Origin of the sequence: Veillonella magna, assembly GCF_959600285.1 — a bacterium.
Classification (GTDB): Bacteria; Bacillota; Negativicutes; order Veillonellales; family Veillonellaceae; genus Veillonella_A; species Veillonella_A magna.
Genome location: NZ_CAUGKU010000007.1, coordinates 15,973 through 40,757, shown reverse-complemented (window position 1 = coordinate 40,757; position 24,785 = coordinate 15,973). Strand labels below are relative to the sequence as shown.

Sequence of the window (24,785 nt, the reverse complement as noted above, 5' to 3'; positions counted from 1 at the left end):
TAGGAGGTTACGTATGGAAACATTACAGAAGCGCGATCCTGAAATTGCAAAAATGATTGAGATGGAATTAGGTCGCCAACGCAATAAGTTGGAAATGATTGCATCTGAAAACTTTGTATCCAAAGCGGTTATGGAAGCACAGGGCAGCGTACTGACGAACAAGTATGCGGAAGGGTATTCCGGTAAACGGTATTACGGTGGTTGTGAATATGTTGACATGGTAGAAACCTTAGCCATCGAACGCGCTAAAAAATTGTTTGGTGCCGATCATGTGAACGTGCAGCCTCATTCTGGTTCCCAGGCTAATTTTGGTGTGTACTTCGCGCTGTTGAAACCGGGCGACACCATTATGGGTATGAACTTGTCCCACGGTGGTCACCTTACACATGGATCGCCGGTTAATATTTCCGGTACGTATTTTAATATCGTTCCTTACGGTGTAGATGAAACGACACAGGAAATCGATTATGATGAAATGCGTCGTATTGCCTTGGAAACAAAACCTAAACTAATTATCGGTGGCGGCAGTGCCTATTCCCGCATTATCGATTTCAAGAAAATGGCCGATATTGCTCATGAAGTAGATGCTATTTTCATGGTTGACATGGCTCATTTTGCCGGCTTGGTAGCTGCCGGTCTTCATCCGAACCCGGTAGAATATGCAGATGTTGTTACTACGACTACGCATAAAACATTGCGCGGACCGCGCGGTGGCATGATTATGTGTAAGGAAAAATATGCAAAAGCGATTGATAAAGCAATCTTCCCTGGAATTCAGGGCGGCCCGCTTATGCATGTTATTGCTGCTAAAGCCGTTGCTTTCGGTGAAGCATTGCAGCCGGAATTTAAAGTGTATGCACAGCAGATTATTACTAACGCTAAAGTATTGGCACAGGCATTGGCTGATTACGGCTTCACTATTGTATCCGGCGGTACCGATACGCATGTTATGCTCGTAGATGTGCGTAACACAGGCCTTACCGGTAAGGAAGCCGAATATCTTCTCGATGAAGTAGGCATTACCTGCAATAAGAATACGATTCCTTTCGATCCTGCCAGCCCGTTTGTTACCAGCGGTATTCGCTTGGGCACACCGGCATTGACCAGTCGTGGACTTAAGGAAGACGATATGAAAGAAATTGCCGCAATTATTGATTTGGTCTTGCATAATCCTGAAGATACGGCTAAACTGGAAGAAGCGCGCAAACGCGTAGCCGTGCTTTGTGAAACCTATCCGTTGTATTAATCGGCGGGAGTGACGAGTGCACAAATTTTGGATACGTATGTGAGGAGGCAACGACGATTCATGAATGTTAATGTAATGACACATCCTTTGATTCAGCATAAGGTAACGTTAATTCGTTCCGTAGAAACAGGTGCTAAAGACTTTAGAGAATTATTGGAAGAAATTACTCTTTTGATGGGCTATGAAATTACTCGCGATTTCCCGTTGGAAGATGTAGAAGTACAGACTCCGTTGGTAAAAGCAATCGGTAAACAGATTGCCGGTAAAAAGGTAGCCGTTGTACCTATTTTACGTGCCGGCTTAGGTATGGTTAACGGATTGTTGGAACTTATGCCGATGGCTAAGGTAGGTCATGTAGGTTTATACCGTGATCCGGAAACATTAAAACCGGTTGAATACTATTGCAAAATGCCGACGGACTTGGCAGAACGTCGCATCATTGTAACGGATCCTATGTTGGCAACCGGTGGCAGTGCTTCGGCAGCGATTTCTTTGCTCAAGGAAAAAGGAGCTAAGGACATCCAGTTAATGTGCTTGGTAGCTGCACCGGAAGGGGTAGAAGTCGTTAATCGCGATCATCCGGATGTACGCATTTACGTAGCTGCCTTGGATGAAAAACTAAATGAACACGGTTACATTCTCCCGGGCTTGGGTGATGCAGGTGACCGTATTTTCGGTACAAAATAATATATAGTGTAAACTATTTATAGGGAAAGACCGTTTCTGGTATTCAACAGAGACGGTCTTTTTAATTTTACGCTTTACAGCTTGCACATAATAGGATACAATAGCCATGTAAGTTGTTTTTTTAATTTTAGTGGGACGCAAATTGCTCCTATGGGACGAAAAGAGGTGTGGGATGAAAGAGTTATCGGAAGTGTATCAACGCATAGCGCCGGAGCTGATGCGTGTAGTGGAAGAACGATATGTACTTTTAAACCATATTTCTTATGCGCAACCTGTGGGTCGTCGCATGTTGGCGGGCCTTAGCAAGCTATCGGAGCGTGTAGTACGATCACATGTGGAAATCATGAAGGACAATGGTTTGATTGATTTTACGCAGCAAGGGATGATGCTGACCGACGAAGGTAAAGAGTTGCTCCCCAAACTTACAGTATCATTGCAGGAAATGAATAAAATCGGCGAACTGGAAGAAGCGATACGCGATGCGCTATGTATCGATAGAGTCATTATTACCGGGACAACCGGTGAAGCGGTGACAGATCGGAAAGAGTTGGGCTTTAATGCATCCAAACTTTTGCAAGACGTAGTTACGCCGGGGGCCGTTATCGCCGTCAGTGGCGGCAGTACAATGGCTGCAGTGGCGGAGGCGTTACCTGTAAAGCGTGTAAAACCGATTGTAATTCCCGCGCGTGGCGGTATCGGCGAACGTGTTGAGTATCAGGCGAATGTGATTGCATCTGTTATGGCAGATAAACTTCAAGGTATTTATAAGATGCTTCATCTGCCGGATGGTTTGACAAAGGAGTCATTGGCCATTCTTACAACGATGGAGCCTCAAATTAAAGAGATTATGGAGTTGGCAGCTCGTACCGATGTATTGATGTTTGGTATAGGCGAAGCTATTCACATGGCCGAGCAGCGTCACATCAGTGATGCGCAGCGTGAGGACTTACGGAGAAAGCGCGCTGTTGGGGAAGCCTTGGGATATTATTGTGATATAGACGGGACCATCGTTTACGCTACAAATAATGTAGGTATCGATTTTGCCGACATCGGACGTATTGCACATGTCATTGCCGTAGCCGGCGGTGCAGTAAAGGCACGAGCTATTATCGGTGTGATGCGTGCCTGCCACAGAGGTACGCTGATTATTGATGAAGCGGCAGCAGAAGCTATGATGGCTTTGTTGCGTCGATGAGGAAAAGCCCGTAATCATCGTGGTTTTATTACAACGTAATGTTAATTACAGCTATATGATGTAAGATAGATTATTTTAGTGCTTGTGTGAAGGTAACAGTAGGAGGAAAAAAGCATGGCAGTGAAAATTGGTATTAATGGATTTGGGCGTATCGGTAAGTGTGTAATGCGTGCAGCATTGCAAAATCCTGATGTAGAAGTAGTGGCAATCAATGACGTAGGTGATATTCAGGGCTCTGCATTGATGCTGAAGCATGACTCCGTTCATGGTATCTTACCGAATGATATCCATGTAGAAGATGATCACTTGGTAATCGACGGCAAAAAAGTTACTGTTTTCCATGACCGCAATCCGAAAAACTTGGATTGGAACGGTGCCGGTGTAGAAATCGTTGTTGAATGTACCGGTAAATTCCGTACGGCCGAAGAAGCAGGCGCACACTTAGGTGGATCCGTAAAGAAAGTTATCATTTCCGCTCCGGCAAAGAACGAAGATATCACCATCGTTATGGGGGTAAATGAAAACATGTACGATCCGGCTAAGCACACGATTATTTCCAATGCAAGCTGTACGACAAACTGCTTGGCACCGTTTGCTAAAGTATTGCATGAAAAATTCGGTATTAAACGCGGATTGATGACGACTATTCATTCGTACACTAATGACCAACGTATTCTTGACACACCGCATAAAGATTTGCGTCGCGCCCGCGCTGCGGCTTTATCCATTATTCCGACAACGACCGGTGCAGCTAAAGCGGTTGCTAAAGTATTGCCGGACTTGGAAGGCAAGTTGAATGGCTTCGCTTTGCGTGTACCGACGCCGAACGTGTCTATCACCGATTTGGTTGCTGAACTGGAAGTAACAGCAACGAAGGAAGAAATCAATGATGCTTTCCGCGAAGCAGCACAAGGTTCATTGAAAGGCATCTTGGGCGTATCCGATTTACCGTTAGTATCCTGTGATTTCAACGGTGATCCGCGCAGCTCTATTGTTGACGCTGATTTGACGATGACAATGGATGGCAATATGGTTAAGGTTGTTTCCTGGTATGATAACGAATGGGGCTACTCTATGCGCATGGTAGATTTAGCTGCGTACATCGGTAAGAAAGGTTTATAATACGACGGGGGACTACTGGGTAGTCCCCTTATTTTATCTGTACATATTGGGAAGCAATTCTGTATATATTGGGAGGCACTCATGAAAAAAACATTGGAATCTATTGATGTAACCGGTAAACGTGTGTTTGTACGAGTTGATTTTAACGTGCCGTTGAAAGATGGTGTTATTACGGATGATACGCGTATTCGGGCTACCTTACCTACATTGCGCTATTTACTTGATCATAAAGCAAAAATTATTTTAGCATCCCACTTGGGTCGACCGAAGGGGGAACGTAAGCCTGAATTTTCCTTGCGTCCTTGTGCAGCGCGTCTATCCGAATTGCTAGGTGTGCCGGTGGCGTTTGCCGATGATTGCGTCGGCGATGCAGCAGAACGTGCGGTGGCTGCCTTAAAAGAAGGAGACATCGTTTTACTGGAAAATCTACGCTATCATAAAGAAGAGGAAAAGAATGTGCCGGAATTTGCCGAAGCGTTAGCAAAGTTGGCCGAAGTAGGTATTAACGATGCATTCGGTGTATCCCATCGTGCACATGCTTCCGTAGAAGGCATTACTAAATTCTTGCCTATGGTAGCCGGCTATCTTCTGGAAAAAGAAATTAATTATATCGGTGGTGCCGTATCCAATCCGCAGCATCCCTTTGCAGCTATCATTGGCGGTGCTAAGGTAAGTGATAAAATTGAAGTTATTTCCAATTTATTGCCTAAGGTAGATGTATTGATTATCGGTGGTGGTATGGCGAATACTTTTATCGCCGCTAAGGGATATCCGACGGGAACTTCTCTCGTAGAAGCTGATAAAATTGAATTGGCTGCATCCTTAATTAAAGAAGCAAAAGCACAAGGAACTAACTTATTATTGCCGACAGACTTTGTTGTAGCCGATGCGTTCTCAAATGATGCTCAGCATAAAGTCGTTCCGGCAGACGGTATCGAAGATGGCTGGATGGCACTTGATATCGGGCCGGCATCGCGTAAAGCCTTTGCCGATGCATTAGCTCCGATGAAGCTTATTGTATGGAACGGACCTATGGGCGTATTTGAAATGGACAATTTTGCGGAAGGCACCAATGCGGTGGCTAAAGCAGTTGCTGCTTCCACAGGAACGACTATCGTCGGTGGCGGTGATTCGGTAGCTGCCGTAGAAAAGACGGGAGTAGCCGACAAGATTTCTCATATTTCCACAGGCGGCGGTGCTTCCTTGGAATATCTGGAAGGCAAGGCATTGCCGGGTATCGAAGCATTGGCTGAATAAAATAGAGGAGGCATTTCTATGAGGCGACAAATCATCGCAGGCAACTGGAAAATGCATACCACCAGAGCGGAGGCCATCGTGCTTACGGAAGCAATTAAGCAAGCATTTGCTTCTTATGACGGGGAACGGGAGGTAGTCTTGTGCCCGCCGTTCACATCGCTTAGTGCCGTAGCAGATTTAGTTGGTGATACCGCTATTGGGGTAGGCGCACAGAATATGCATTATGAATCGGCCGGTGCTTTTACCGGAGAAGTTTCGCCGCTTATGCTGACCGACATCGGCTGTGAATATGTAATTTTAGGACATTCGGAGCGCCGTCAATACTTTGGCGAAACCGATGCGCTGATCAATAAAAAATTGCAGGCAGCGTTTGCTAATGCCATTACGCCGATTCTTTGTGTCGGTGAAAGTCTGGCACAGCGTGAAGCAGGTGAAACACTAAGCTTCATAAAGGCACAGCTTACGGCAGGACTGACGCAGATAACGGCAGCCCAAGTGAGTGATATGGTCATTGCGTACGAGCCGATTTGGGCCATCGGTACAGGTAAGACCGCTACGGCGGCACAGGCCGAAGAGGTATGTAAGGCAATCCGCCAAACCGTAGCAGTGCTTTACGATACAGCTACGGCAGAAGCGGTGCGCATCCAATACGGTGGCAGTGTGAAAGGCAGTAATGCAGCAGACATACTGAGTCAACCGAATATAGACGGCGCACTAGTTGGCGGTGCATCGCTGAAATCTGAAGACTTCGTAGCCATTATCAACGGATAAAGGAGGTTGCAATGGCAAAATTAAAAGCGCCGGTTATGCTGGCAATTTTAGATGGTTTCGGTATAGGGAATACGGAGGATCCGACAAATGCGGTCGTACAGGCAAAACCTACGAATTTCATGAAATTATGGAACACATGTCCGCATACTACGCTGACAGCTTCGGGATTAGCTGTGGGCTTACCAGAAGGGCAGATGGGTAACTCTGAAGTAGGTCATCTGAATTTAGGGGCCGGTCGTATTGTATATCAGGAATTAACACGGATTACCAAGGATGTGGAAGACGGTGAATTCTTTACGCGGCCGGTTATTCGTGAATTATATGCAAAGGCACAGCACAGTCGCTTGCAGCTTATTTCGCTGTTATCCGATGGCGGTGTGCACAGTTCTTTAGAACATTTGAAGGCAGTTATTAAAGGTGCGAAGGATGCCGGCGTTCAAGAGGTATATGTACACGCATTACTCGATGGACGTGATGTGGCACCGAAGAGCGCATTAAGGTATATTGAAAACTTGGAAGCCTATATGCAGGAGTTAGGCCTTGGGAAAATTGCTACCGTAGGTGGGCGTTATTACGGTATGGACCGCGATAAACGATGGGACCGTATTGAAAAAGCTTATGAAGCAATTGTAGATGGCATGGGGGAAAGGGCATCTTCCGCGGCAGAAGCAGTACGGGTGTCCTATGATGCAGGCGTAACGGATGAATTCGTTGTGCCTACCGTGCTTGATACCGAAGGATGTATTCATGACGGTGATGCCGTTTTGGTATGTAATTTTCGTCCTGACCGTGTGCGGCAGATTACACGTGCTCTTTGCGATGAATCCTTTGACGGCTTTGCACGGAAGAAAGGATATCTATCGTTGTACATCGCAACGATGACTGTATATGAAGAAGGCTTGCCCGTACATGTGGTATATCCTAAAGAAGTGTTGGAAGACACGTTGGGTGCTGTATTGTCTGCAGGCGGTTACACACAGCTTCGCATCGCGGAAACGGAAAAATATGCGCATGTAACGTATTTCTTTAATGGCGGTGAAGAAACACCTTTTGAAGGTGAGGACCGAATCTTAGTACCATCGCCAAAGGTGGCTACCTATGATTTGCAGCCGGAAATGAGTGCCTACGAAGTAACGGATCATGTGGTAAAAGCGATTACCGATGGGACATATGACATGATTATTCTAAATCTGGCCAATCCGGATATGGTAGGTCATACCGGCGTGTTCGAAGCAGCTGTAAAAGCAATTCAAGCGGTGGATGCATGCTTAGGAAACATCGTTGATGCTATCCGTAAGGTAAACGGTTATCTGCTTGTCACTGCCGATCACGGTAACTCGGAAATTATGGTGAACCATGAAACAGAAACACCACATACGGCACATACTACTAATCCTGTACCTTTAGTACTGGTGGGACCGGAAGGTCATACACCGCAATTGGCGGAAGGAAAGTTATGCGACATTGCACCGACTATGTTGGCATTGGCAGGAATACCGCAGCCTACAGCGATGACAGGAAAAAGTTTGCTGATTAAGTAAGGTCAACAGTAACTAACAAACGTAGCGAAGCCGAAAAGTAGCGAAGCCGAAAAGTAGCGAAGCTATATACAGTGTTGCTGTTTAGTATGGAACACAAAAATATAAGGTAAGAAGCGCTGACATTCGTTGTAGAAGAATTAGGCAAAGTAAGAATGATGTTGTATCATATATAGAGAAGCACATGCACATGCGTTGCATGGCAATAAAGTTGACAGTATTCAATCCCGACCGGGGCCTGGATACATCTGAAGGAGGAAATTATCATGGCAATGATTACCGACGTATACGCAAGAGAAATTTTGGATTCTCGCGGCAATCCGACAGTAGAAGTAGAAGTATATTTGGAAGACGGCACCATTTCTCGTGCTGCCGTACCGTCCGGTGCCTCTACGGGGATGTTCGAAGCCGTTGAATTGCGTGATGGTGACAAGAGTCGTTATTTGGGCAAAGGCGTATTAAAAGCAGTTGAAAATGTAAACGACATTATCGGTCCTGCTATTATCGGTTACGACGCTACCGAACAGGTCGCTATCGATAAAATTATGATCGAGCTTGACGGTACTCCGAATAAAGGCAAATTAGGAGCCAATGCTATCCTTGGTGTATCTATGGCTGTAGCAAAGGCAGCAGCGGAATCGCTTGATTTGCCACTTTTCCAATATTTAGGCGGAACCAATGCCAAAGAATTGCCGGTACCGATGATGAATATTTTAAACGGCGGTGCTCATGCCGATAACAATGTAGATATTCAGGAATTTATGATCATGCCGGTAGGCGCAGAAAACTTTGCACAGGCATTGCGGATGTGTGCCGAAATCTATCATACCCTTAAAAATGTATTGAAGGGTAAAGGCTTGGCAACAGGCGTAGGTGATGAAGGCGGTTTCGCACCTAACTTGGGATCCAATGAAGAAGCATTGCAGGTTATCTGCGAAGCAATCAAAGAAGCCGGTTTGGAACCGGGGAAAGATATCATGTTGGCTATTGATGCCGCTTCCTCGGAATTTTATAAAGATGGCAAGTACGAATTAGCCGGTGAAGGCAAGACGAAAACAGCAGCCGAAATGGTTGACTTCTACGAAGAATTAGTTAATAAATATCCGATTATCTCCATTGAAGACGGACTGGCAGAAGAAGATTGGGACGGTTGGAAAGTATTGACCGAACGCCTCGGCAAAAAGGTTCAGCTCGTAGGTGATGATTTGTTCGTAACCAATACGGAACGTCTGTCTAAAGGGATTACTAATGACACAGCCAATGCTATTTTGATTAAAGTAAATCAGATTGGTACCTTGACGGAAACCTTTGATGCCATCGAAATGGCAAAACGTGCCGGATATACTTGTGTAATTTCGCACCGTTCCGGTGAAACGGAAGATGCTACCATTGCCGACATTGCTGTCTCTGTTAATGCCGGACAGATTAAGACGGGAGCTCCGGCTCGTAGCGAACGTGTAGCTAAGTACAATCAGTTGCTTCGCATCGAAGATTTACTGGCAGAAACGGCACAGTATCGTGGCCGTGATGTATTCTACAACATCAAGAAGGGCTGATTTTCGATGTATCGCATAACTATAACTACAATATTGTAACTAGTAATTGGTGTGTTGCGGCACTGGAGGCCTGCCGACATTGCCTTGCGGCATGCGGCGGGCCTTTATTGTATTCCGTGGCAAGGGGGAAGAAATGGGTACATGTGAGCATAAAGCATATAATTTTACATCCGTTCGAAAACCAATGTATGCGACTAACGGTATGGTATGTACATCGCAGCCGTTGGCAGCGCAAGCCGGCCTAGCAGTGTTGAGAGAAGGGGGAAATGCAGTTGATGCCGCTATAGCTACAGCGATAACATTAACTGTTACAGAGCCTAACAGCAATGGTCTTGGCAGTGATGCCTTTGTGTTAGTATGGGCCGACGGTGCACTGCATGGTTTGAACGGTAGCGGTGCCTCGCCGCAGTCATTGTCATTATCTGCGGTAAAAGCCGGCGGCTACAGTGCCATGCCCGAACGCGGCTGGATTCCTGTTACGGTACCGGGAGCACCCGGAGCCTGGGCAGAGTTACACCGTCGATTTGGACGTTTGCCGTTTGAACGACTTTTTTCCGATGCGATTCGATATGCCGAAGAAGGGTACGGGGTATCGCCGACCACAGCCAAGGAATGGCAAGAGGCGTTACAACTGATGAAGCCCTTTGCCGGAAAGGCTCCCTTTGCCGGATTCTTTGACACTTTCGGTTATGGTGGTAAAGCACCAAAGGCGGGAGACAGGGTGTATCTTCCGGGACATGCTAACGCATTGCGGCTTTTGGCAGAATCACATTGTGAATCTTTGTATCGCGGCGAACTGGCGAAGGTTATCGATGAATTTTCAAAAGCTACGGGAGGCTATATTACGAAGGATGACTTGGCTGCCTATCATCCGGAATGGCAAACGCCGATTTCATGTAAGTATCATGGCTATGACGTTTGGGAGATGCCACCGAATACGCATGGCTTGGTAGCTCTTATGGCATTGGCTATTTTGGATGAAGTGCCGTGTAAGCAATTCGGTACGGCAGATACAGTGCATAAGCAAATCGAAGCGCTTAAGCAAGCCTATATAAACGGGAAGGCTTTTATTACCGATCCTAATCATATGTCGGTGTCCGTGGAAGAATTATTATCGCCGGAGTATATTCAACGATTGCGTAATACCATCGGTGACAGCGCCGTAAAACCGAAAGCAGTACGTCCCGATTCGGGAGGAACCGTATATTTAGCGACAGCAGACAGGGAAGGAATGATGGTCTCCTTTATCCAAAGTAATTATATGGGCTTCGGCTCGGGGATTGTCATCCCCGGTTACGGGATTGCTTTGAATGACCGAGGGGCTAATTTTAGTTTAGACGAAGCGCATGACAATTGCTTGGCCGGCGGCAAACGACCGTACCACACGATTATTCCCGGATTTCTCACAAAAGATACCCTTCCGGTAGGTCCCTTCGGTGTGATGGGAGCTTTCATGCAACCGCAAGGACATGTACAGGCGGTGATGAATATGATTGACTTTGCTATGAATGGGCAAGAAGCATTGGATGCACCGCGTTGGCAATGGATTGATGGTTTACGCATTGAAGTGGAACCGGGATTTGGCGATGACGTAGTACGCCGTTTGAAGGAATTGGGACATATTGTAAAAGTAAATTCGGATCCGACTTCATTTGGTAGGGGCCAGATTATACGCCGTAAGGAGGACGGTGTCTTGGAAGGTGCCAGCGAAGCTAGAGCGGATGGATTGGTAGCGGCATACTAGGAGAGCATGGAATTAATAATTTCAGAATGAGGAATAGACGACAGTCGATACTATAACGGTATCGGCTGTTTTTTTATATGTATTGAAAAAGATGCTAAAAGCCTAAGTAACGTTGGACGTATGGATGCTACTGAGTCTGTGAATACTACTGAATGTGTAAGTACTACTGAGAGTACAAATACTACTGAGCATGTAAATAACACTGAGGATGCAAATAACACTGAGCGTGTAAGTAACACTGACAGACGCAATTGGCACAGAGCGTAGAATATTGAATGGCTAAGAAGTTATATAGGAGATGTACTGCATTCCTTAGAATTATATAGTGTCACATCGAAACAAAGCGGTGCGAACAAGAAAGGAGGTACTTATGTTTCATGTTGATATTGAGCTTGACCGCATGATACGGTCAGCAAAGAAGAAAGGAGCCAGCGATTTACATTTTGAAGCATTGGAGGAGGGCCTTGTCTTACGCTTACGCATTGACGGATTACTGGAGGAAGAAGGGCGAATTCCCTTGCCGGCGTCGGACCAACTGATTAATCGGATTAAAGTGCTTAGCGGTTTGGACATCGGTGAACGACGGATACCGCAGGACGGACGATGGCGTTGGGAAGATAAGGACATGGTTGTGGTAATGCGCGTCTCGACTATGCCCTCTATGTACGGTGAAACTGTGGTTTGCCGCATCATGGGTAATGAAGGCTATCGGCGGAGCTTAGCTGAACTCGACATGTCAGAAGTATTACTGGAAAAAGTACGGGATGTGCTACACAGACCGTATGGTCTTTTAGTCGTAGCAGGACCTACCGGATCCGGTAAGACGTCGACCTTGTATGCGATGCTGCGCGAATTGGATATTGCCCATCAGAATTTGGTGACATTGGAAAATCCGGTGGAATCTTCTATTGAAGGGGCGGTACAGGTACAAATTAATCCTAAAGCGGGTTTGACCTTTGCCAATGGCTTGCGCGCTGTACTACGACAAGATCCAGACACCATCATGGTCGGTGAAATTCGGGACAACGAAACAGCCGCCTTAGCCATCCGAGCTGCCCTAACAGGGCATCGAGTAGTTTCTACTATTCACACGAATACGGCGCTGGGTGTGATAGACCGATTGGTAGATATGGGGGTTGATCGCTATTTAGTAGAAGCCACACTGATAGGCGCTTTATCGCAGCGACTTGTGCGACGTAAATGTGGCGATGGCTACAAAGGGCGCATGGCCATCTTTGAAGGTTGGATTACGCCGAGAACACATATGGATTGGACATCACCGGAACAGTATATGGTATGCACGCTGGCCGAAGCCGCCCGCCAAGCGGTGGAAGAAGGAGACACTACTTGGGATGAATTACATCGAGTAGGAATTACGGAGATGACGACATGCTGACATCTGTGATTGATACAGCCATTATGCGAGGGGCAACAGATATACATATAGCATGCGGCAGTCCTCCGTTTTTACGACATGGTCGCCATCTTGCACCGATTTCGTCGGAAGAACTATGTACGCCGGAAGATATGCGATGGTTGCGTTCGCAATGTGAGGCTACGTCACATACAGTACTGCCTAATATGTCAGATGATGTAGTTAACGATACTAGTTCTGTACTTAGCGATAATGGTGGCTTTGTATTTAGTGATAATGGTTCGTACGATGGTGCCTTCAGCTATGAAGGACTGCGTATTCGCGTTCATTTATTCTCGGCATCTGGTACGTTGTGTGGCACGTTGCGACTTTTATATGATCGATGTGCCGCGCTCGGTGACAGCGACGAGGATCGATTGTTAATCCGATTGTCCGAACTGAGAGAAGGGCTGATTTTACTGACGGGACCTACGGGGTCGGGAAAGTCATTCACTTTAGCCTCCTGCTTAGAGTATATCAATCGCACAAGGGAAACACATATTATTACTTTGGAGGATCCGGTGGAATACGTTTTTACCGGTAAGCGTGCATTAATTCATCAACGTCAGCTGGGACAGGATGTAGTATCTATGGCGGAAGGGGTAAGAGACGCACTACGGGAAGATCCGGATGTCCTCATGATTGGTGAACTCCGTGACAGAAGTACATTGGAAGCCGCGCTGCATGCGGCGGAAACAGGACATTTAGTATTTGCTACCATGCATACACAGCGTGCTGTAATGGCCATTAATCGTATGATCTCCTTGTTTCCGGCGGCACAACAGGATGAGGTACGCAGTCAGCTGTCACAAGTATTGCGCGCCGTTATATGTCAGCGCCTCATCATTACAGATACCGCATTTTATCCGCTGCGTGATATCTTGCTGAATACCAAGGCGGTAGCAAACTTGATACGACAACGTAAAGAACCGCAAATTATTTCTATTCAGGAAACACAGCGTCCTATGCAAACAATGGAAATGGCAGCCGATAAATTGCGAAGGCAAGTGGGTTCGATTCCCGAATTAGAGGAGGTGATGGAATCCATCCATGAATTGGTATAGCTATAAAGCCTATGATCAAGAGCATCATATCTATGAAGAAGGTATGTGGGCAGACAGTGAAGACGAGGTACGTTTTAAACTGCGCCGTAAAGAATGGTATCTCATCGGCATTACCGAGATGCATTCCGTTGCTGCTGCCCATGGGCATTGGCGGTATAAGGACTGTATTGAATTTTCGTATCGCATGTCATTACTTATCGAGTCGGGGTTACCGATGAGCAGTATCATGAAATTTCTCATGAACAGCGGCGGCTCTATACCCTATGATATTCTCAATGAAGCCTTACAACGGGGTAAACTCATTTCGGAGGCACTGCGTGATACGGGTTTTCCCCTTATCGGTTGTACCTTGCTTCAAGCCGGTGAACTATCGGGGACGATGGGAGAATCGTTTCGGATTATTCATCGCTATTACGAACAAGAAGCCTCGTGGCGACACAAGCTGATGTCGGCCTTGGCATATCCTTTGTTTTTGGCAGTATTGATGATTATCTTCACCGGTGTAGCCGTAGGTTTTATCTTACCGGCCTTTCGCAATGTGTTTGCTTCCATGCAAGTACACCTACCACTGCTGACGCGTCTGCTGTTTGCTTTCGGTGATTGGTGGCGAGTGTATTGGTGGTGGGCACTGATGCTTGCGGCTGCGCTGGGAGGCTTGCTGACTATGGCTTATCGTAAGCCGACGATGAAACTGCGTCTACATCAATGGTGGTGGCAACATATTGTTTGCTATGAACGATGTCACGCTTTTTATTTAGCTCGTTTATGTCGTGTATGGTCAATGCTGCTCGACAGTGGACTATCCATTACCGATGTAATGGCGCTGACAGCCAATTTATGGAATAACCGATATGCGACTGCCTGCCAACAGCAAGCGATACAGGCCATACAAAGCGGTCGCGGCATCAGTACATCTCTTAAAGAGTCCGGCCTTGGCAGTCCCTTGCTTTGGGAGATGATAGCTATCGGTGAAGAAACGGGAGAAATGGTAGCCATGATGTCTCATTGTGCTACCTATTACCAACGCATCGTAACACAAGTAACGGCCTCGTTGGAACGTTTGATGGAACCGTTGATGGTAACCTGCATGGGGATTGGTGTAGCCATATTGGTTATCGCGGTTATGCTTCCCATGTTTCAGGCTGTTACGGTGATTCATCAATGATACGCAGATTATATTTATTTTGTAATATATAGAAAGAAGGGTGCTTCACATGCACATGAGTAACACATGGAAAACATATACTAACACATTACAATCGTCGTATAAAGAATATATACATCGATTATGCAATCGTTGGCAGCGTCGATGCACACTACGTGCAGCACATCGTCATTCGGGGGGCTTTACATTGGTTGAACTCATGGTAGTTGTCGCCGTTATTGCTATCCTGGCCGCTATGGCGATGCCCCAGTTTTTATCGGCTGCCGATAAAGCGCGGGATGCAAAGATACAAGCAGATACACAGACAATTGCCAATGCGGCGCAGCTGTATATGGTTGATAAAGCCACTACGGATGTACCGACAGTGAACGAGTTATATCAATCCGGCTATTTGTCAGAGAATGTAAAGACACCGAAAGGCGGCGAGTACACAATCACCTTGGAAGCGAATGGCAGCGGCAGTGGCAAGCATGTAGCCGTAACGGCCTCCGATGCAACGGATAGTAAGGAACAATAATTTTTGGCAATGGATAACATAGGAGAAGACATATGAGATTACTACTGCAAGGCTACGACATCATTCTCATAGGTACGGCCATGGCTGGCGCACTCGGTTGCCTCTATCTCTTGCGCGCTTGGCGTTGCGTAGCGATTGTTACCACCTATCGTCGTATTGCTACCGCATTGGGTGGAAGCCTGTACGGCATAGTCTGCATAGCTTTACACGGTCATGCCGTATCGCCGATGATTACCGTAAGTACCATACTGTTCGGTTTAACATTACTATACGGTGCTGCCATTGATAAGCGCTACTACATCCTGCCGGATGAAGGAGCTTTGTGTATTGGTATAGTTGGTTTGCTTCGATGCTATTGGTATGATACTGCGTATCTCGACGTGGGAATTGTACTGGTCATTGTCGGTAGTGTAGGATATATGCTTCGCCGTCTCAGCCAAGGCGGTATGGGAGAAGGGGATATTAAATGGGTGTTGGCGATTTCCGTTTGGCTTACGCCGTTGGAATTGGCGTATACAATGATACTCGCATGCACGGCCGGTCTGGTATGGGGTCTGCATAACAGACGGCGCTATATTCCTTTCGGCCCATTTCTATGTACGGCCACATGGTGTGTATATTGTTTTCAAAGTGTAGTGAAAGCGTATCGGTAATGAAATTAAAAAAACAAGGATCAAGACAAGAGGGAGGATTGCTGATTGAACTTATGATGTATGTAGCACTGCTAGGTATTTTCTTCGCTATAGCTGTTCTTACCATGCAATCTACAATGAATGAAGACAGGGTCTTTGACACGACAACAAGGCAGCTCTATTATGCGATGCGACGTATGCAGATTATGACGCAGCGCGGTAGTACTACCGGTGGTGGCAGAGTGAACCGAATGGATGTGGATGAACATGGCTATTCATATAATCCCTTTAAGAAACTGTGGGGTGAAGAAGAAAAGCGATTACCGCCGACAATCAAAATTACATTAGATGGTCCGAGCCACCCGAATCTAAATGTAGATGCCATGTTCGGACAGCGGACACTATATCGAATGTATATTAAGGATACCCTGTTAAAGCGAACGCGCACCTATATATTTTCACAGCAAACACCACGCATTCGTTGGGAGGACAGTACACGATGAACGATAGGCAACAACGCATTCTCAGGCACAATGGATTTATGTATGCCGATGCTATGCTTACTACGGTAATTGCCGTGGTAGCCGTATTGGGATTGACGATGATGATTACGACGGCTTTGGGGCGTATGCATGAGGCGACAATTCGTGACACGATACTGCAATATACTATAGCCGCTATGGAACAAGGCAAAGCGGATTACCGTAAGCAAGGCACAGCCACACTGCCTAATCATGATACTCATAGGGAGGAAGGCTATCGGACGGAGCCGACCATTACACCTGATGAAATCAAGGGCGAGACAGTCAAGCGATTGACGGTACGCGGTTATTATCAAGATGAATTATATTGTACGTTGACAACGATTCTCTGGGATGAAAGGACGATGACACCTCATGCCACTGCTGCCACATCACTATGAAAGAACAATCCGATGGCTTCGGGAACATCTCCTCGGTTGTGAAGAAAGGAGCCAACGAATAGTTCGGCAAAAGAAAGAAGCAGGGTACATGCTGGCGGAACTGTTAATTGCCATGATGATTATTTTATCGGTGATGAGTGTCGTGATGTCAACGATGGCTTCGTCGGTACTCTGGGCACAGCGCTTGGAAAATACTTGTGAAATAATGTTTGACGGACGTTTGTGCCGATTGTTAATAAGTAATTACCTTCAACGTAGTGATAAGAAAATGTACCTCATTCAGCATCATGCGGTATCCAATGGTCAAGACGGGTTTTATTTTGTACGAGGAAATGTGAAGAGAGAACTATCAACGGGACAGCTGCAAGTAGTTGGACTGGAAGATTTACCGCCATATAAAAATCCTGTTATGTTCCGACCATTGAGCGCTAATAATGTGTATGATGGTTCGTATTTTGAAAAAAATCGCAATGGTACATACAGCATGCATTGGCGTGAAACGGCAGCTACGATTCCAAGACTGCGCGGAAGACAACAAATTATCTACCGTGCGCAGACCACACTGTTTCCTGCATATGATTATTTTACTATGGCAGACAGCTATCAAAAGGAGTAATCCTATGAGTGAGGCAAGAAAAAGTCAATGGCAGTGTCGCCCGGTGCCCTCATTACTGCGGAAGATGTATGTCGGACGATTACTTACATATAAAAAACGCAACGGATTTTTTTCTTATATAATGCTGCTCATTACGGCGGCCTGTTTCCTATTTTGGAGTGGAATCATGGCAGAGGTACAGCATTGCGTTATGAGTATAGTAGAAGAACAGCAAATGACGGATATGGATTATAAGGCAGAAGGCTGGGGCGTTGTGATTACTAAGCAATATTTACATCATTCACCACATATTGTGTTGCGTCGACAGCGGACGTATCTATCAACGGAACAAGAAAAAGTAACCTACTATATTACGCCGGCGGATAATACGAGTGAAGGTACAACGGGAGAAACCCAAATTACCGTATATTATGAGAACAAGGTTCTTGGCATGAGTGTTACCTATGTAGTCAAAATGGAGGAAACCGTGCGAGGCGGAACGCGCATGGCACGGATTACACATGCAGCGCTTACGTTCTAGCCACATAAGAGATAACTGGTTATAGGAGTAAGGTATGAAAGAAAAAAATGTTATCGGCATTGCTTCGGATACAACAATGCTGCTTGGATTAAACGGATATATAAAAGAAGATTGTCTTGTCATTGACGATGTAATGTGCGCATCGCGTAAGCATACGCTCGAAGAGGATTGTGAAGCCTTTGTGCATCGATTCTCTTTGGAAGGCGAACGAATGGCGGTAGCTGCCGTCAGTGCTTACCGTTGCGGCGGTATGGAAATACCTAAACTATCGCGCCAAGAAGCGAAAGATATGCTTCATTGGCAATTAGAAGATACCTTAGAATGGGACAAAGATACGTACTATAGTGACTTTATGTTGACAATGCGTGAGGAAGCCGGAGCAAAGGCGGGGACGGATTATTTATATTGGGTAGTGCTACCGAAAGTGCATGTAGATGCGTTGGCGACCGGCTATTTTCGCGGTGGCGGAGATGTGCGGATCATTGATTATTGGCCGTCTCCATTAAGTCGCGTATTTGAGGAAACGGGAGCGAAGGCTCTCGTGTGGCCGGAAGGTGAAGGATGGCGCCTGACAGTATGGAGGCAGGATATTTGTTATGTATCCCTGTATAGTGGGGCTGATGAAGCCTCGTTACGGCAGGCGCTGCAGGAAGCGGAGCAAGCTATCTTTTTAGTGGGCCTGTCCGGCATTGACGGCATATATGCATATACCGAAGCGGTCCCTTACGACGGGATGAGCATCGAAGCGTCGGAACAGGTTTTTCCCGAGTCCTTATACAACGAATATGGCATGCTGTCGCACGCTTCCTATCAATGTACTAACCGTGCCGTTACTTATGAAGAGAAAGGATCTATGTTATGGGATATGGCACTGGGACTGGTATGGAGGGGATTGGGAATGAAGACATATGATTAATTTTTTATCCCCTACTATGCGCTTTCACAGCTGGTGCCGTCGACATAGAGAGTGGCTGCGTATTGGATTGGTAATCGTAGCTTTGCTTTTTCCCGCTACAATCCTTACTGCAGCATACGAAAGCGTGACATGGGTTCGCTATCGCATGATGTGGAAGGCAGAGCAGCAACAGCCCTTGCCAAATCATACGGCACTTGTGCGTTACCGGAAATGGGTTGAAGCGCATAGTTCCAGAACATCCAAACGGAATGACGAAGCCACTTTGTTGCATAGCATCGACTGCGCACAAGGTGCGGTGATGTTGACGGCTGTTACCTTTTCGGAAACGGGCTTTGTTATTGAAGGACGAGCACCTAATCCGGAGGCAGCCATAGCGTATGGTGAGCATCTGAAAGGCACGTTGAAAGGAGTTGTCATTCATGCCAAACAAGATGATGCGAGAACACATGGAGCGACTTCGTTTCGTGTGGAAGGAAAGTATACGGTACCTGCCGATGTCAAAAAGGACAGCCACCGTACTTCTGATTAGTTACGTACTGGGGATGGTTGCGGCAACGGCAGTGGCTGCCTATTGCCATCATGATATCCGACTGATGACGGCGTATAGCGAGGAGCGAAATTTACAGCGTCAAGCAGAAGAGGCGGTGATTCATAGTCGGCGGTATCAATTTGTACAGCACATACAAAGGGTTTCCCGTGATTCTCTCAAAAATGACATTATAGAGCGTATCGGTAGCCGTGCACTTACGGTAGTCGGTATAGAGGAGATAGGTACATCCGGATTACAATGGGAAATCACCGGATCCCTGCAAGACTATCTGACACTGGCAGCTGATATTGGTGAAGCGTATCCTACTGTGCGAGTACAACCATTGCAAATAGCGAAAAAAGAGGGACTGTTACATATTCGGTTTCGTACGGAGAATACAGCGAGTACATAATTAAGGAAAGACGGCCTTAGGGCCGTCTTTTTCATTTGAATACAGCCGTTTTCATTTCCTTTTTAAGAGCGATGTAGTAGAATAGAATACAAATATAAAAATTAGTAAAGGATAGAACGGCAGGTTAGTATGAAACGAAATATAGTTCTTATCGGCTCCATGGGGAGCGGTAAAAGCCATTTGGGGCGAAATTTAGCGGAGGCTCGCGGATGGCAGTTTGTCGATACCGATCGTGTTCTGGAACAGCGTTATCAGTTACCTATTGCGGATATATTTAACAAATTGGGAGAACGCGCTTTCAGAACAGCCGAATTAGAGGTGTTAAAACGGGTTTGTATGTATCATGAAGCGGTCATTTCCGTAGGCGGTAATTTTCCTATTGAAATGAAGACGCTTCGTTTTTTGCAAAAGTATTCGTATATTGTTGGCATCAGAGCAGCGGAGTATCGTATTGTACGCCGGGTAAATCGAAAAATAGGGAAACGTCCTACTATGGATTACAATGATGTACAAGGCTTCGTGGCATCGATGATGCGATGTTGGCGACCGGTATATAAAAAATGTGATTTTGTCTTGGATACCACACACGGTCATACAATGAGCTTGGTGGATGAAGTAGAAGAGCAGCTAACAAAAGAGGCGGTTGCTTTTAAAGCACGTAAGCAACCTAAATTGCAACTAAAGCAACCTCAATCGCAGCGAAAGCAACCTAAAGCGCCATTAAAAGGAGGACATGCATATGAAACGAATAGCCGTATTAACCAGCGGCGGCGATGCGCCGGGGATGAACGCAGCCGTACGAGCCGTCGTTCGCAAAGGAATATATGAAGGATTGGACGTAGTCGGTATTCATCGCGGCTATGAAGGCTTATTAAATGAAGAACTGCGTCCGTTGTTACGGCGTGATGTAGGCGGTATTGTCAATCGCGGCGGTACGCTCCTTAAAACAGCGCGCTGCCCCGAATTTATGGATAAGGTATACCAGAAAAAAGCAGCCGAAGTACTGAAAAAATATGACATAGATGCTCTTGTGGTTATCGGCGGTGACGGTTCCATGGCAGGTGCACAGGCATTGGCCGAGTTGGGTGTTGTGACCATGACAATCCCCGGCACCATTGATAATGATATGTGCGGTACGGAATATACCATTGGCTTTGATACGGCATTGAATACGGTGGTGGAAGCGGTCAGTAAAATCAGAGACACCACAACGGCTCATGATCGTGTAGCCATCGTGGAGGTTATGGGGCGTCATGCGGGACATATTGCCGTAGGATCCGGTCTTGCTTGCGGTGCCGAAATTGTCTTGATTCCGGAAAAGCCGGTGCCTTTGGAAGATGTTTGTCGTCATTTAGATGAAACACATCGTGCAGGCAAAACCAATAGCATTATCATCGTAGCCGAAGGAGCGTACCACAGCTATGATGTATGTAATTTTATTAAAGAACACATGCATATATCTCCCAGTGTTACCGTCTTGGGATATTTACAGCGCGGTGGCATGCCTTCGGCAAAGGATGCCATGATGGCAGCCCTTATGAGCGAAGCAGCCATTGATGGATTACTGGCAGGTAAATGTAATTGTTTGACTGCATCCGTTAATGATCACGTTGTGCTGTTGCCCTATGAAGAAGCCAAATCAATTACCTACCCGGTATCCGATGCGTGGTATGATTTGATTTCCGTATTGGGACGGTAGAGAAACATAAGGTTCACTTTTATTTCATTAATAAAGCGTATCATGTATGCACTGCAAATGTAGCGTGTTGTGTGTACAGTGTACGACATAGTAGAAGTTAGTTGAGGAAAGGGCGTTAGAGCATGTGGAACAACCGTATATGGAAAAACCGTAAGCTATGGGTCATTATTGTACTCATCCTTTGCATAGCCGGCGGTGGTTATTTATATGCAAAGAACAAGGATGCAACGGCAAAACCGGCGTATACGACGGGAAAGGTAGAGCGAGGTACTATTGCATCGGTTATCAGCGCAACCGGTACGATTAATCCTGTCAAATACGTTGATGTATCCACCAATGTAGCCGGCAAATTGGAGTCGGTATTGGTGAAGGAAAATCAGAAGGTCACCGAAGGAGAAGTCATTGCAACCATTGATGATCGTCAGCTGCAAGCCGTTGCCGATGATGCCAAAGCGGCATTGGATAATGCGGCGGCTGATTTGGAACGGTACCGAACCTTGGTAGGACAAGGGGCCGTATCGCAGCAATCCTACGATAATGCATTGGTAAAATACCAACAGGCACAAGCGGCGTATAACCGAGCACAGGCCAATTTGAGCGATACTACCATTACCGCACCGATGAGTGGCACGATTATCGGGACACCGTTAAAAGCAGGGCAAACGATTAGTACCGGTATTTCTACGCAGATGATTATTGCCACCATTGCGGATTTATCTGATTTGGAAATTTATTTGACCGTCGATGAAACCGATATCGGCAATATTAAAAAAGGCGCTCGCGTAGACTTTACGGTCGATGCGCATCCGGGGCAGACTTATACCGGCTATGTACGAGATATTGCACTGGGTACAAAAGGGAATATGGGGACTACCAGTACCAGCGTTGTTTACTACACGGTGCGTGTAACGATACCGACGGAATATGCAGCAGACTTTTTCCCGACTATGACGGCGCGTGCTACAATCTACGGCGATGAACGTACTAATGTATTGACGGTGCCTTTGGCAGCCGTTCGTACCGATAAAGTCGGTGAGTATGTATATGTTATTCGCGATGGGCAGCCGGTACGTACCAGTGTAACGACGGGAATCACCGGTGATACCTCCATTGAAATTGTCAAAGGCTTAAACGAAGGCGATGAAATTGTTGTCAGCGGCGATGTAACGTCGGCAACTAAGAAGGCTTCCTCCGGCGGCGCGCCGCATATGTAGGAGGTGCCTATGAAAAAAGAGGTTATCGTAATTAAGGATATCAAGAAAACGTACGTTAACGGTAAATTGCAAGTTCCCGTACTGCACGGTATCAATCTTACGATTTATGAAGGCGAGTTTACATCTATCATGGGCCCGTCCGGATCCGGCAAGTCTACCTTTATGAATATTTTAGGTTGTCTGGATCGGCCTACCTCCGGATCGTATCGGTTGGACGGTGAGGAAGTAGCGGATTTGTCCGATGATGAATTGGCCTATGTGCGCAATAAGCGTATCGGCTTTGTGTTTCAAAGCTTTAATTTGCTGCCGAAGTTGACGGCGCAGGAAAATGTGGCTTTACCGATGATTTATGCCGGTGTCTCCAAGGCGGAACGCAACGCCAGAGCAGCGGAGCTTCTTACCTCGTTGGGATTAGGCGAACGTTTGGATCACCTTCCGTCGGAACTTTCCGGCGGCCAGCGTCAGCGCGTGGCCATTGCTAGGGCATTAGCCAATAACCCGTCTATCATCATGGCCGACGAACCTACGGGGAATCTTGATTCCAAATCAAGTATTGATGTAATGAATATTTTTACGCGGCTCTATGAAGAAGGGCGTACGATCATTCTTGTTACACACGAGCCGGATATTGCAACCTACGCCAGTCGTAATGTAGTATTACGCGACGGTCTTATCGAAGAAGACAAACCCAATCCTCATATGGCAGGCTTGAAAGGAGGCACAGCTCATGTATAAAGAAGGCTTTATTATGGCATGGGCTTCCCTTATTGCGAATAAGATGCGTTCCCTTCTTACCATGTTGGGAATTATCATCGGTGTAGCTGCCGTAATTGCGTTGGTATCCATCGGTTTTGGTGTGCGGCAACAAATCCAGGACTCCATTTCCAGCTTAGGCAGTAATTTGTTGATGGTATATCCGGGGGCACCGCGAACACCGGGGGTACGACCGACCGCAGCATCGCAAAAAACGTTGAAGGTCAAGGATTATGAAACCTTGAAGAAGCTAAACGATGTGGATATGATATCCCCGGTAGCGGGCAGCTCTTCCTATGTTATTGTGTATACCAATAAAAACTGGACGACAACGGTAAACGGTATTAACAGCGACTTCCAGTATATTAATAACTGGACGATGAAGTCCGGCCGTTTCATTACGGATGCACAGGTAGAACGACGCGAACGCGTTGCTGTCATCGGTAGCACGGTAGCCAAAAATTTGTTTGGCGATGAAAATCCGGTAGGCAAGGATATTCGCATCAAGAACGATCCCTTTAAAGTAGTAGGGGTGCTTGATACAAAGGGGTCCGGCAGCTTTGGTAATGACCAAGACGATATTGTCTTTATCCCGTATACGACGGCAATGGAACGTGTGCGCGGCGTAGATTATCTAAGCATGATTTATATTAAAGCCAAGGACGGCGCCGATTTGAATCGAGTACAGTCGGACATTGAAAATATTATGCGCGTCCGGCACAAAATAAAAAACCCCGAATTGGATGATTTTAATGTGCGCAACATGGCAACCATCATGGAAACGGTAAATGAAACTACCGGTACGATGACATTATTCTTGGGAGCAGTAGCAGCCATTTCTTTGTTAGTCGGCGGTATTGGCATTATGAATATTATGCTTGTGTCGGTAACGGAACGAACCCGTGAAATCGGGGTTCGCAAAGCCTTGGGAGCAACTTATCGCGTCATCGTTATGCAGTTTCTCATCGAGGCCGTAGTTATCAGCCTTATCGGTGGAGCCATCGGTGTCGTCTTCGGCATCGGCGCATCTAAGCTAATCAGTGCGGCTACGTCTATGAAGACGGTTATTTCCATGGGGCCTATCCTTTTATCCTTCGGATTCTCTATGGCCATCGGATTAATCTTCGGAATTTATCCTGCCCGTAAGGCAGCGAAGCTCAATCCAATCGATGCGTTGCACTACGAATAAAAAGAAGATAGCAGAAATCCTGCTATCGTTATATAATTGAGTGGGAACACTTGATTAGGTATAGAGTCGGCGATGCCTGTTGAGGTATCGTCGATTTTTTGTAGAGG

Annotated in this window: 26 protein-coding genes; all 26 read left to right on the top strand. The window is 46.4% G+C overall.

The features are described from left to right. Window positions 1-13: 13 nt before the first annotated feature. Window positions 14-1,246 (top strand): serine hydroxymethyltransferase, encoded by a 1,233-nt coding sequence (glyA, locus tag Q5873_RS05250; protein WP_303059671.1) that lies wholly within the window; start codon window positions 14-16, stop codon window positions 1,244-1,246. A 60-nt stretch (window positions 1,247-1,306) separates the two neighbouring features. Beyond that, window positions 1,307-1,933, top strand: coding sequence for a uracil phosphoribosyltransferase (gene upp, locus Q5873_RS05245; protein WP_028255780.1), 627 nt, complete (start codon window positions 1,307-1,309; stop codon window positions 1,931-1,933). A 172-nt stretch (window positions 1,934-2,105) separates the two neighbouring features. Continuing rightward, window positions 2,106-3,128, top strand: a complete 1,023-nt coding sequence (locus tag Q5873_RS05240) for a sugar-binding transcriptional regulator (RefSeq protein ID WP_303059669.1) — start codon at window positions 2,106-2,108, stop codon at window positions 3,126-3,128. A gap of 114 nt (window positions 3,129-3,242) precedes the next feature. Beyond that, window positions 3,243-4,250 carry a type I glyceraldehyde-3-phosphate dehydrogenase gene (gene gap, locus Q5873_RS05235; protein WP_028255782.1) on the top strand — a complete coding sequence of 336 codons (1,008 nt, stop codon included), beginning with the start codon at window positions 3,243-3,245 and terminating at the stop codon, window positions 4,248-4,250. An 81-nt stretch (window positions 4,251-4,331) separates the two neighbouring features. Continuing rightward, a complete protein-coding gene (locus Q5873_RS05230) occupies window positions 4,332-5,507 on the top strand; it encodes a phosphoglycerate kinase (RefSeq protein WP_303059666.1) in 1,176 nt (391 codons plus the stop codon). Window positions 5,508-5,525: 18 nt separating this feature from the next. After that, on the top strand, window positions 5,526-6,278 hold the full coding sequence (gene tpiA / locus Q5873_RS05225; RefSeq protein WP_303059664.1) for a triose-phosphate isomerase: 753 nt from the start codon (window positions 5,526-5,528) through the stop codon (window positions 6,276-6,278). Between the two features lie 11 nt (window positions 6,279-6,289). Continuing rightward, the gene (gene gpmI, locus Q5873_RS05220; protein ID WP_303059662.1) at window positions 6,290-7,819 is read left to right on the top strand and encodes a 2,3-bisphosphoglycerate-independent phosphoglycerate mutase; all 1,530 of its coding nucleotides are present in this window, start codon (window positions 6,290-6,292) and stop codon (window positions 7,817-7,819) included. 263 nt (window positions 7,820-8,082) lie between these two features. Further along, window positions 8,083-9,372, top strand: a complete 1,290-nt coding sequence (gene eno, locus Q5873_RS05215) for a phosphopyruvate hydratase (protein ID WP_303059660.1) — start codon at window positions 8,083-8,085, stop codon at window positions 9,370-9,372. 133 nt (window positions 9,373-9,505) lie between these two features. Beyond that, window positions 9,506-11,116, top strand: a complete 1,611-nt coding sequence (locus Q5873_RS05210) for a gamma-glutamyltransferase family protein (protein WP_303059658.1) — start codon at window positions 9,506-9,508, stop codon at window positions 11,114-11,116. Between the two features lie 370 nt (window positions 11,117-11,486). Next, entirely contained in the window at window positions 11,487-12,512 is a 1,026-nt protein-coding gene (locus tag Q5873_RS05205) for a GspE/PulE family protein (protein ID WP_303059656.1), read from the top strand. Then, window positions 12,506-13,594: a type IV pilus twitching motility protein PilT gene (locus tag Q5873_RS05200; protein ID WP_303059655.1), complete on the top strand. Its 1,089-nt coding sequence runs from the start codon at window positions 12,506-12,508 to the stop codon at window positions 13,592-13,594. Before Q5873_RS05205 ends, Q5873_RS05200 begins: the two co-directional genes overlap by 7 nt. Then, a complete protein-coding gene (locus Q5873_RS05195) occupies window positions 13,581-14,759 on the top strand; it encodes a type II secretion system F family protein (RefSeq protein ID WP_303059654.1) in 1,179 nt (392 codons plus the stop codon). Before Q5873_RS05200 ends, Q5873_RS05195 begins: the two co-directional genes overlap by 14 nt. Before the next feature lie 55 nt (window positions 14,760-14,814). Further along, window positions 14,815-15,276 carry a competence type IV pilus major pilin ComGC gene (locus Q5873_RS05190; RefSeq protein WP_303059652.1) on the top strand — a complete coding sequence of 154 codons (462 nt, stop codon included), beginning with the start codon at window positions 14,815-14,817 and terminating at the stop codon, window positions 15,274-15,276. A 32-nt stretch (window positions 15,277-15,308) separates the two neighbouring features. After that, on the top strand, window positions 15,309-15,929 hold the full coding sequence (locus tag Q5873_RS05185) for a prepilin peptidase (protein WP_303059650.1): 621 nt from the start codon (window positions 15,309-15,311) through the stop codon (window positions 15,927-15,929). A gap of 38 nt (window positions 15,930-15,967) precedes the next feature. Further along, complete coding sequence (locus Q5873_RS05180; protein ID WP_303059648.1) at window positions 15,968-16,411, top strand: pilus assembly FimT family protein; 444 nt, start codon at window positions 15,968-15,970, stop codon at window positions 16,409-16,411. Continuing rightward, window positions 16,408-16,830 (top strand): hypothetical protein, encoded by a 423-nt coding sequence (locus Q5873_RS05175; RefSeq protein WP_303059646.1) that lies wholly within the window; start codon window positions 16,408-16,410, stop codon window positions 16,828-16,830. Before Q5873_RS05180 ends, Q5873_RS05175 begins: the two co-directional genes overlap by 4 nt. Further along, window positions 16,805-17,446 carry a type II secretion system protein gene (locus Q5873_RS05170; RefSeq protein WP_288300995.1) on the top strand — a complete coding sequence of 214 codons (642 nt, stop codon included), beginning with the start codon at window positions 16,805-16,807 and terminating at the stop codon, window positions 17,444-17,446. The genes Q5873_RS05175 and Q5873_RS05170 overlap by 26 nt, the downstream gene beginning before the upstream one ends. A gap of 166 nt (window positions 17,447-17,612) precedes the next feature. Continuing rightward, window positions 17,613-17,966 (top strand): hypothetical protein, encoded by a 354-nt coding sequence (locus Q5873_RS05165; RefSeq protein ID WP_303059645.1) that lies wholly within the window; start codon window positions 17,613-17,615, stop codon window positions 17,964-17,966. A 34-nt stretch (window positions 17,967-18,000) separates the two neighbouring features. After that, window positions 18,001-18,882 carry a hypothetical protein gene (locus Q5873_RS05160; RefSeq protein WP_303059644.1) on the top strand — a complete coding sequence of 294 codons (882 nt, stop codon included), beginning with the start codon at window positions 18,001-18,003 and terminating at the stop codon, window positions 18,880-18,882. Further along, entirely contained in the window at window positions 18,875-19,411 is a 537-nt protein-coding gene (locus Q5873_RS05155) for a hypothetical protein (protein WP_303059643.1), read from the top strand. The genes Q5873_RS05160 and Q5873_RS05155 overlap by 8 nt, the downstream gene beginning before the upstream one ends. After that, window positions 19,377-19,823, top strand: a complete 447-nt coding sequence (locus tag Q5873_RS05150) for a hypothetical protein (protein ID WP_288759566.1) — start codon at window positions 19,377-19,379, stop codon at window positions 19,821-19,823. Before Q5873_RS05155 ends, Q5873_RS05150 begins: the two co-directional genes overlap by 35 nt. Before the next feature lie 129 nt (window positions 19,824-19,952). Beyond that, window positions 19,953-20,651 (top strand): shikimate kinase, encoded by a 699-nt coding sequence (locus Q5873_RS05145; protein ID WP_028255799.1) that lies wholly within the window; start codon window positions 19,953-19,955, stop codon window positions 20,649-20,651. Beyond that, window positions 20,563-21,522 carry a 6-phosphofructokinase gene (pfkA, locus tag Q5873_RS05140; protein WP_288190655.1) on the top strand — a complete coding sequence of 320 codons (960 nt, stop codon included), beginning with the start codon at window positions 20,563-20,565 and terminating at the stop codon, window positions 21,520-21,522. Before Q5873_RS05145 ends, pfkA begins: the two co-directional genes overlap by 89 nt. Window positions 21,523-21,644: 122 nt before the next feature. After that, entirely contained in the window at window positions 21,645-22,736 is a 1,092-nt protein-coding gene (locus Q5873_RS05135) for an efflux RND transporter periplasmic adaptor subunit (RefSeq protein ID WP_303059639.1), read from the top strand. Between the two features lie 9 nt (window positions 22,737-22,745). Next, window positions 22,746-23,471: an ABC transporter ATP-binding protein gene (locus Q5873_RS05130; RefSeq protein WP_276788747.1), complete on the top strand. Its 726-nt coding sequence runs from the start codon at window positions 22,746-22,748 to the stop codon at window positions 23,469-23,471. After that, window positions 23,464-24,678, top strand: coding sequence for an ABC transporter permease (locus tag Q5873_RS05125; protein ID WP_028255803.1), 1,215 nt, complete (start codon window positions 23,464-23,466; stop codon window positions 24,676-24,678). The genes Q5873_RS05130 and Q5873_RS05125 overlap by 8 nt, the downstream gene beginning before the upstream one ends. Window positions 24,679-24,785 lie beyond the last annotated feature (107 nt).

Excerpts from the sequence above, each read along its gene's own strand:
- glyA (WP_303059671.1), top strand. The coding sequence starts at position 14 with ATGGAAACATTACAGAAGCGCGATCCTGAAATTGCAAAAATGATTGAG.
- upp (WP_028255780.1), top strand. The coding sequence starts at position 1,307 with ATGAATGTTAATGTAATGACACATCCTTTGATTCAGCATAAGGTAACG.
- Q5873_RS05240 (WP_303059669.1), top strand. The coding sequence starts at position 2,106 with ATGAAAGAGTTATCGGAAGTGTATCAACGCATAGCGCCGGAGCTGATG.
- gap (WP_028255782.1), top strand. The coding sequence starts at position 3,243 with ATGGCAGTGAAAATTGGTATTAATGGATTTGGGCGTATCGGTAAGTGT.
- Q5873_RS05230 (WP_303059666.1), top strand. The coding sequence starts at position 4,332 with ATGAAAAAAACATTGGAATCTATTGATGTAACCGGTAAACGTGTGTTT.
- tpiA (WP_303059664.1), top strand. The coding sequence starts at position 5,526 with ATGAGGCGACAAATCATCGCAGGCAACTGGAAAATGCATACCACCAGA.
- gpmI (WP_303059662.1), top strand. The coding sequence starts at position 6,290 with ATGGCAAAATTAAAAGCGCCGGTTATGCTGGCAATTTTAGATGGTTTC.
- eno (WP_303059660.1), top strand. The coding sequence starts at position 8,083 with ATGGCAATGATTACCGACGTATACGCAAGAGAAATTTTGGATTCTCGC.
- Q5873_RS05210 (WP_303059658.1), top strand. The coding sequence starts at position 9,506 with ATGGGTACATGTGAGCATAAAGCATATAATTTTACATCCGTTCGAAAA.
- Q5873_RS05205 (WP_303059656.1), top strand. The coding sequence starts at position 11,487 with ATGTTTCATGTTGATATTGAGCTTGACCGCATGATACGGTCAGCAAAG.
- Q5873_RS05200 (WP_303059655.1), top strand. The coding sequence starts at position 12,506 with ATGCTGACATCTGTGATTGATACAGCCATTATGCGAGGGGCAACAGAT.
- Q5873_RS05195 (WP_303059654.1), top strand. The coding sequence starts at position 13,581 with ATGAATTGGTATAGCTATAAAGCCTATGATCAAGAGCATCATATCTAT.
- Q5873_RS05190 (WP_303059652.1), top strand. The coding sequence starts at position 14,815 with ATGAGTAACACATGGAAAACATATACTAACACATTACAATCGTCGTAT.
- Q5873_RS05185 (WP_303059650.1), top strand. The coding sequence starts at position 15,309 with ATGAGATTACTACTGCAAGGCTACGACATCATTCTCATAGGTACGGCC.
- Q5873_RS05175 (WP_303059646.1), top strand. The coding sequence starts at position 16,408 with ATGAACGATAGGCAACAACGCATTCTCAGGCACAATGGATTTATGTAT.
- Q5873_RS05170 (WP_288300995.1), top strand. The coding sequence starts at position 16,805 with ATGCCACTGCTGCCACATCACTATGAAAGAACAATCCGATGGCTTCGG.
- Q5873_RS05165 (WP_303059645.1), top strand. The coding sequence starts at position 17,613 with ATGGCAGAGGTACAGCATTGCGTTATGAGTATAGTAGAAGAACAGCAA.
- Q5873_RS05160 (WP_303059644.1), top strand. The coding sequence starts at position 18,001 with ATGAAAGAAAAAAATGTTATCGGCATTGCTTCGGATACAACAATGCTG.
- Q5873_RS05155 (WP_303059643.1), top strand. The coding sequence starts at position 18,875 with ATGATTAATTTTTTATCCCCTACTATGCGCTTTCACAGCTGGTGCCGT.
- Q5873_RS05150 (WP_288759566.1), top strand. The coding sequence starts at position 19,377 with ATGTCAAAAAGGACAGCCACCGTACTTCTGATTAGTTACGTACTGGGG.
- Q5873_RS05145 (WP_028255799.1), top strand. The coding sequence starts at position 19,953 with ATGAAACGAAATATAGTTCTTATCGGCTCCATGGGGAGCGGTAAAAGC.
- pfkA (WP_288190655.1), top strand. The coding sequence starts at position 20,563 with ATGAAACGAATAGCCGTATTAACCAGCGGCGGCGATGCGCCGGGGATG.
- Q5873_RS05135 (WP_303059639.1), top strand. The coding sequence starts at position 21,645 with ATGTGGAACAACCGTATATGGAAAAACCGTAAGCTATGGGTCATTATT.
- Q5873_RS05130 (WP_276788747.1), top strand. The coding sequence starts at position 22,746 with ATGAAAAAAGAGGTTATCGTAATTAAGGATATCAAGAAAACGTACGTT.
- Q5873_RS05125 (WP_028255803.1), top strand. The coding sequence starts at position 23,464 with ATGTATAAAGAAGGCTTTATTATGGCATGGGCTTCCCTTATTGCGAAT.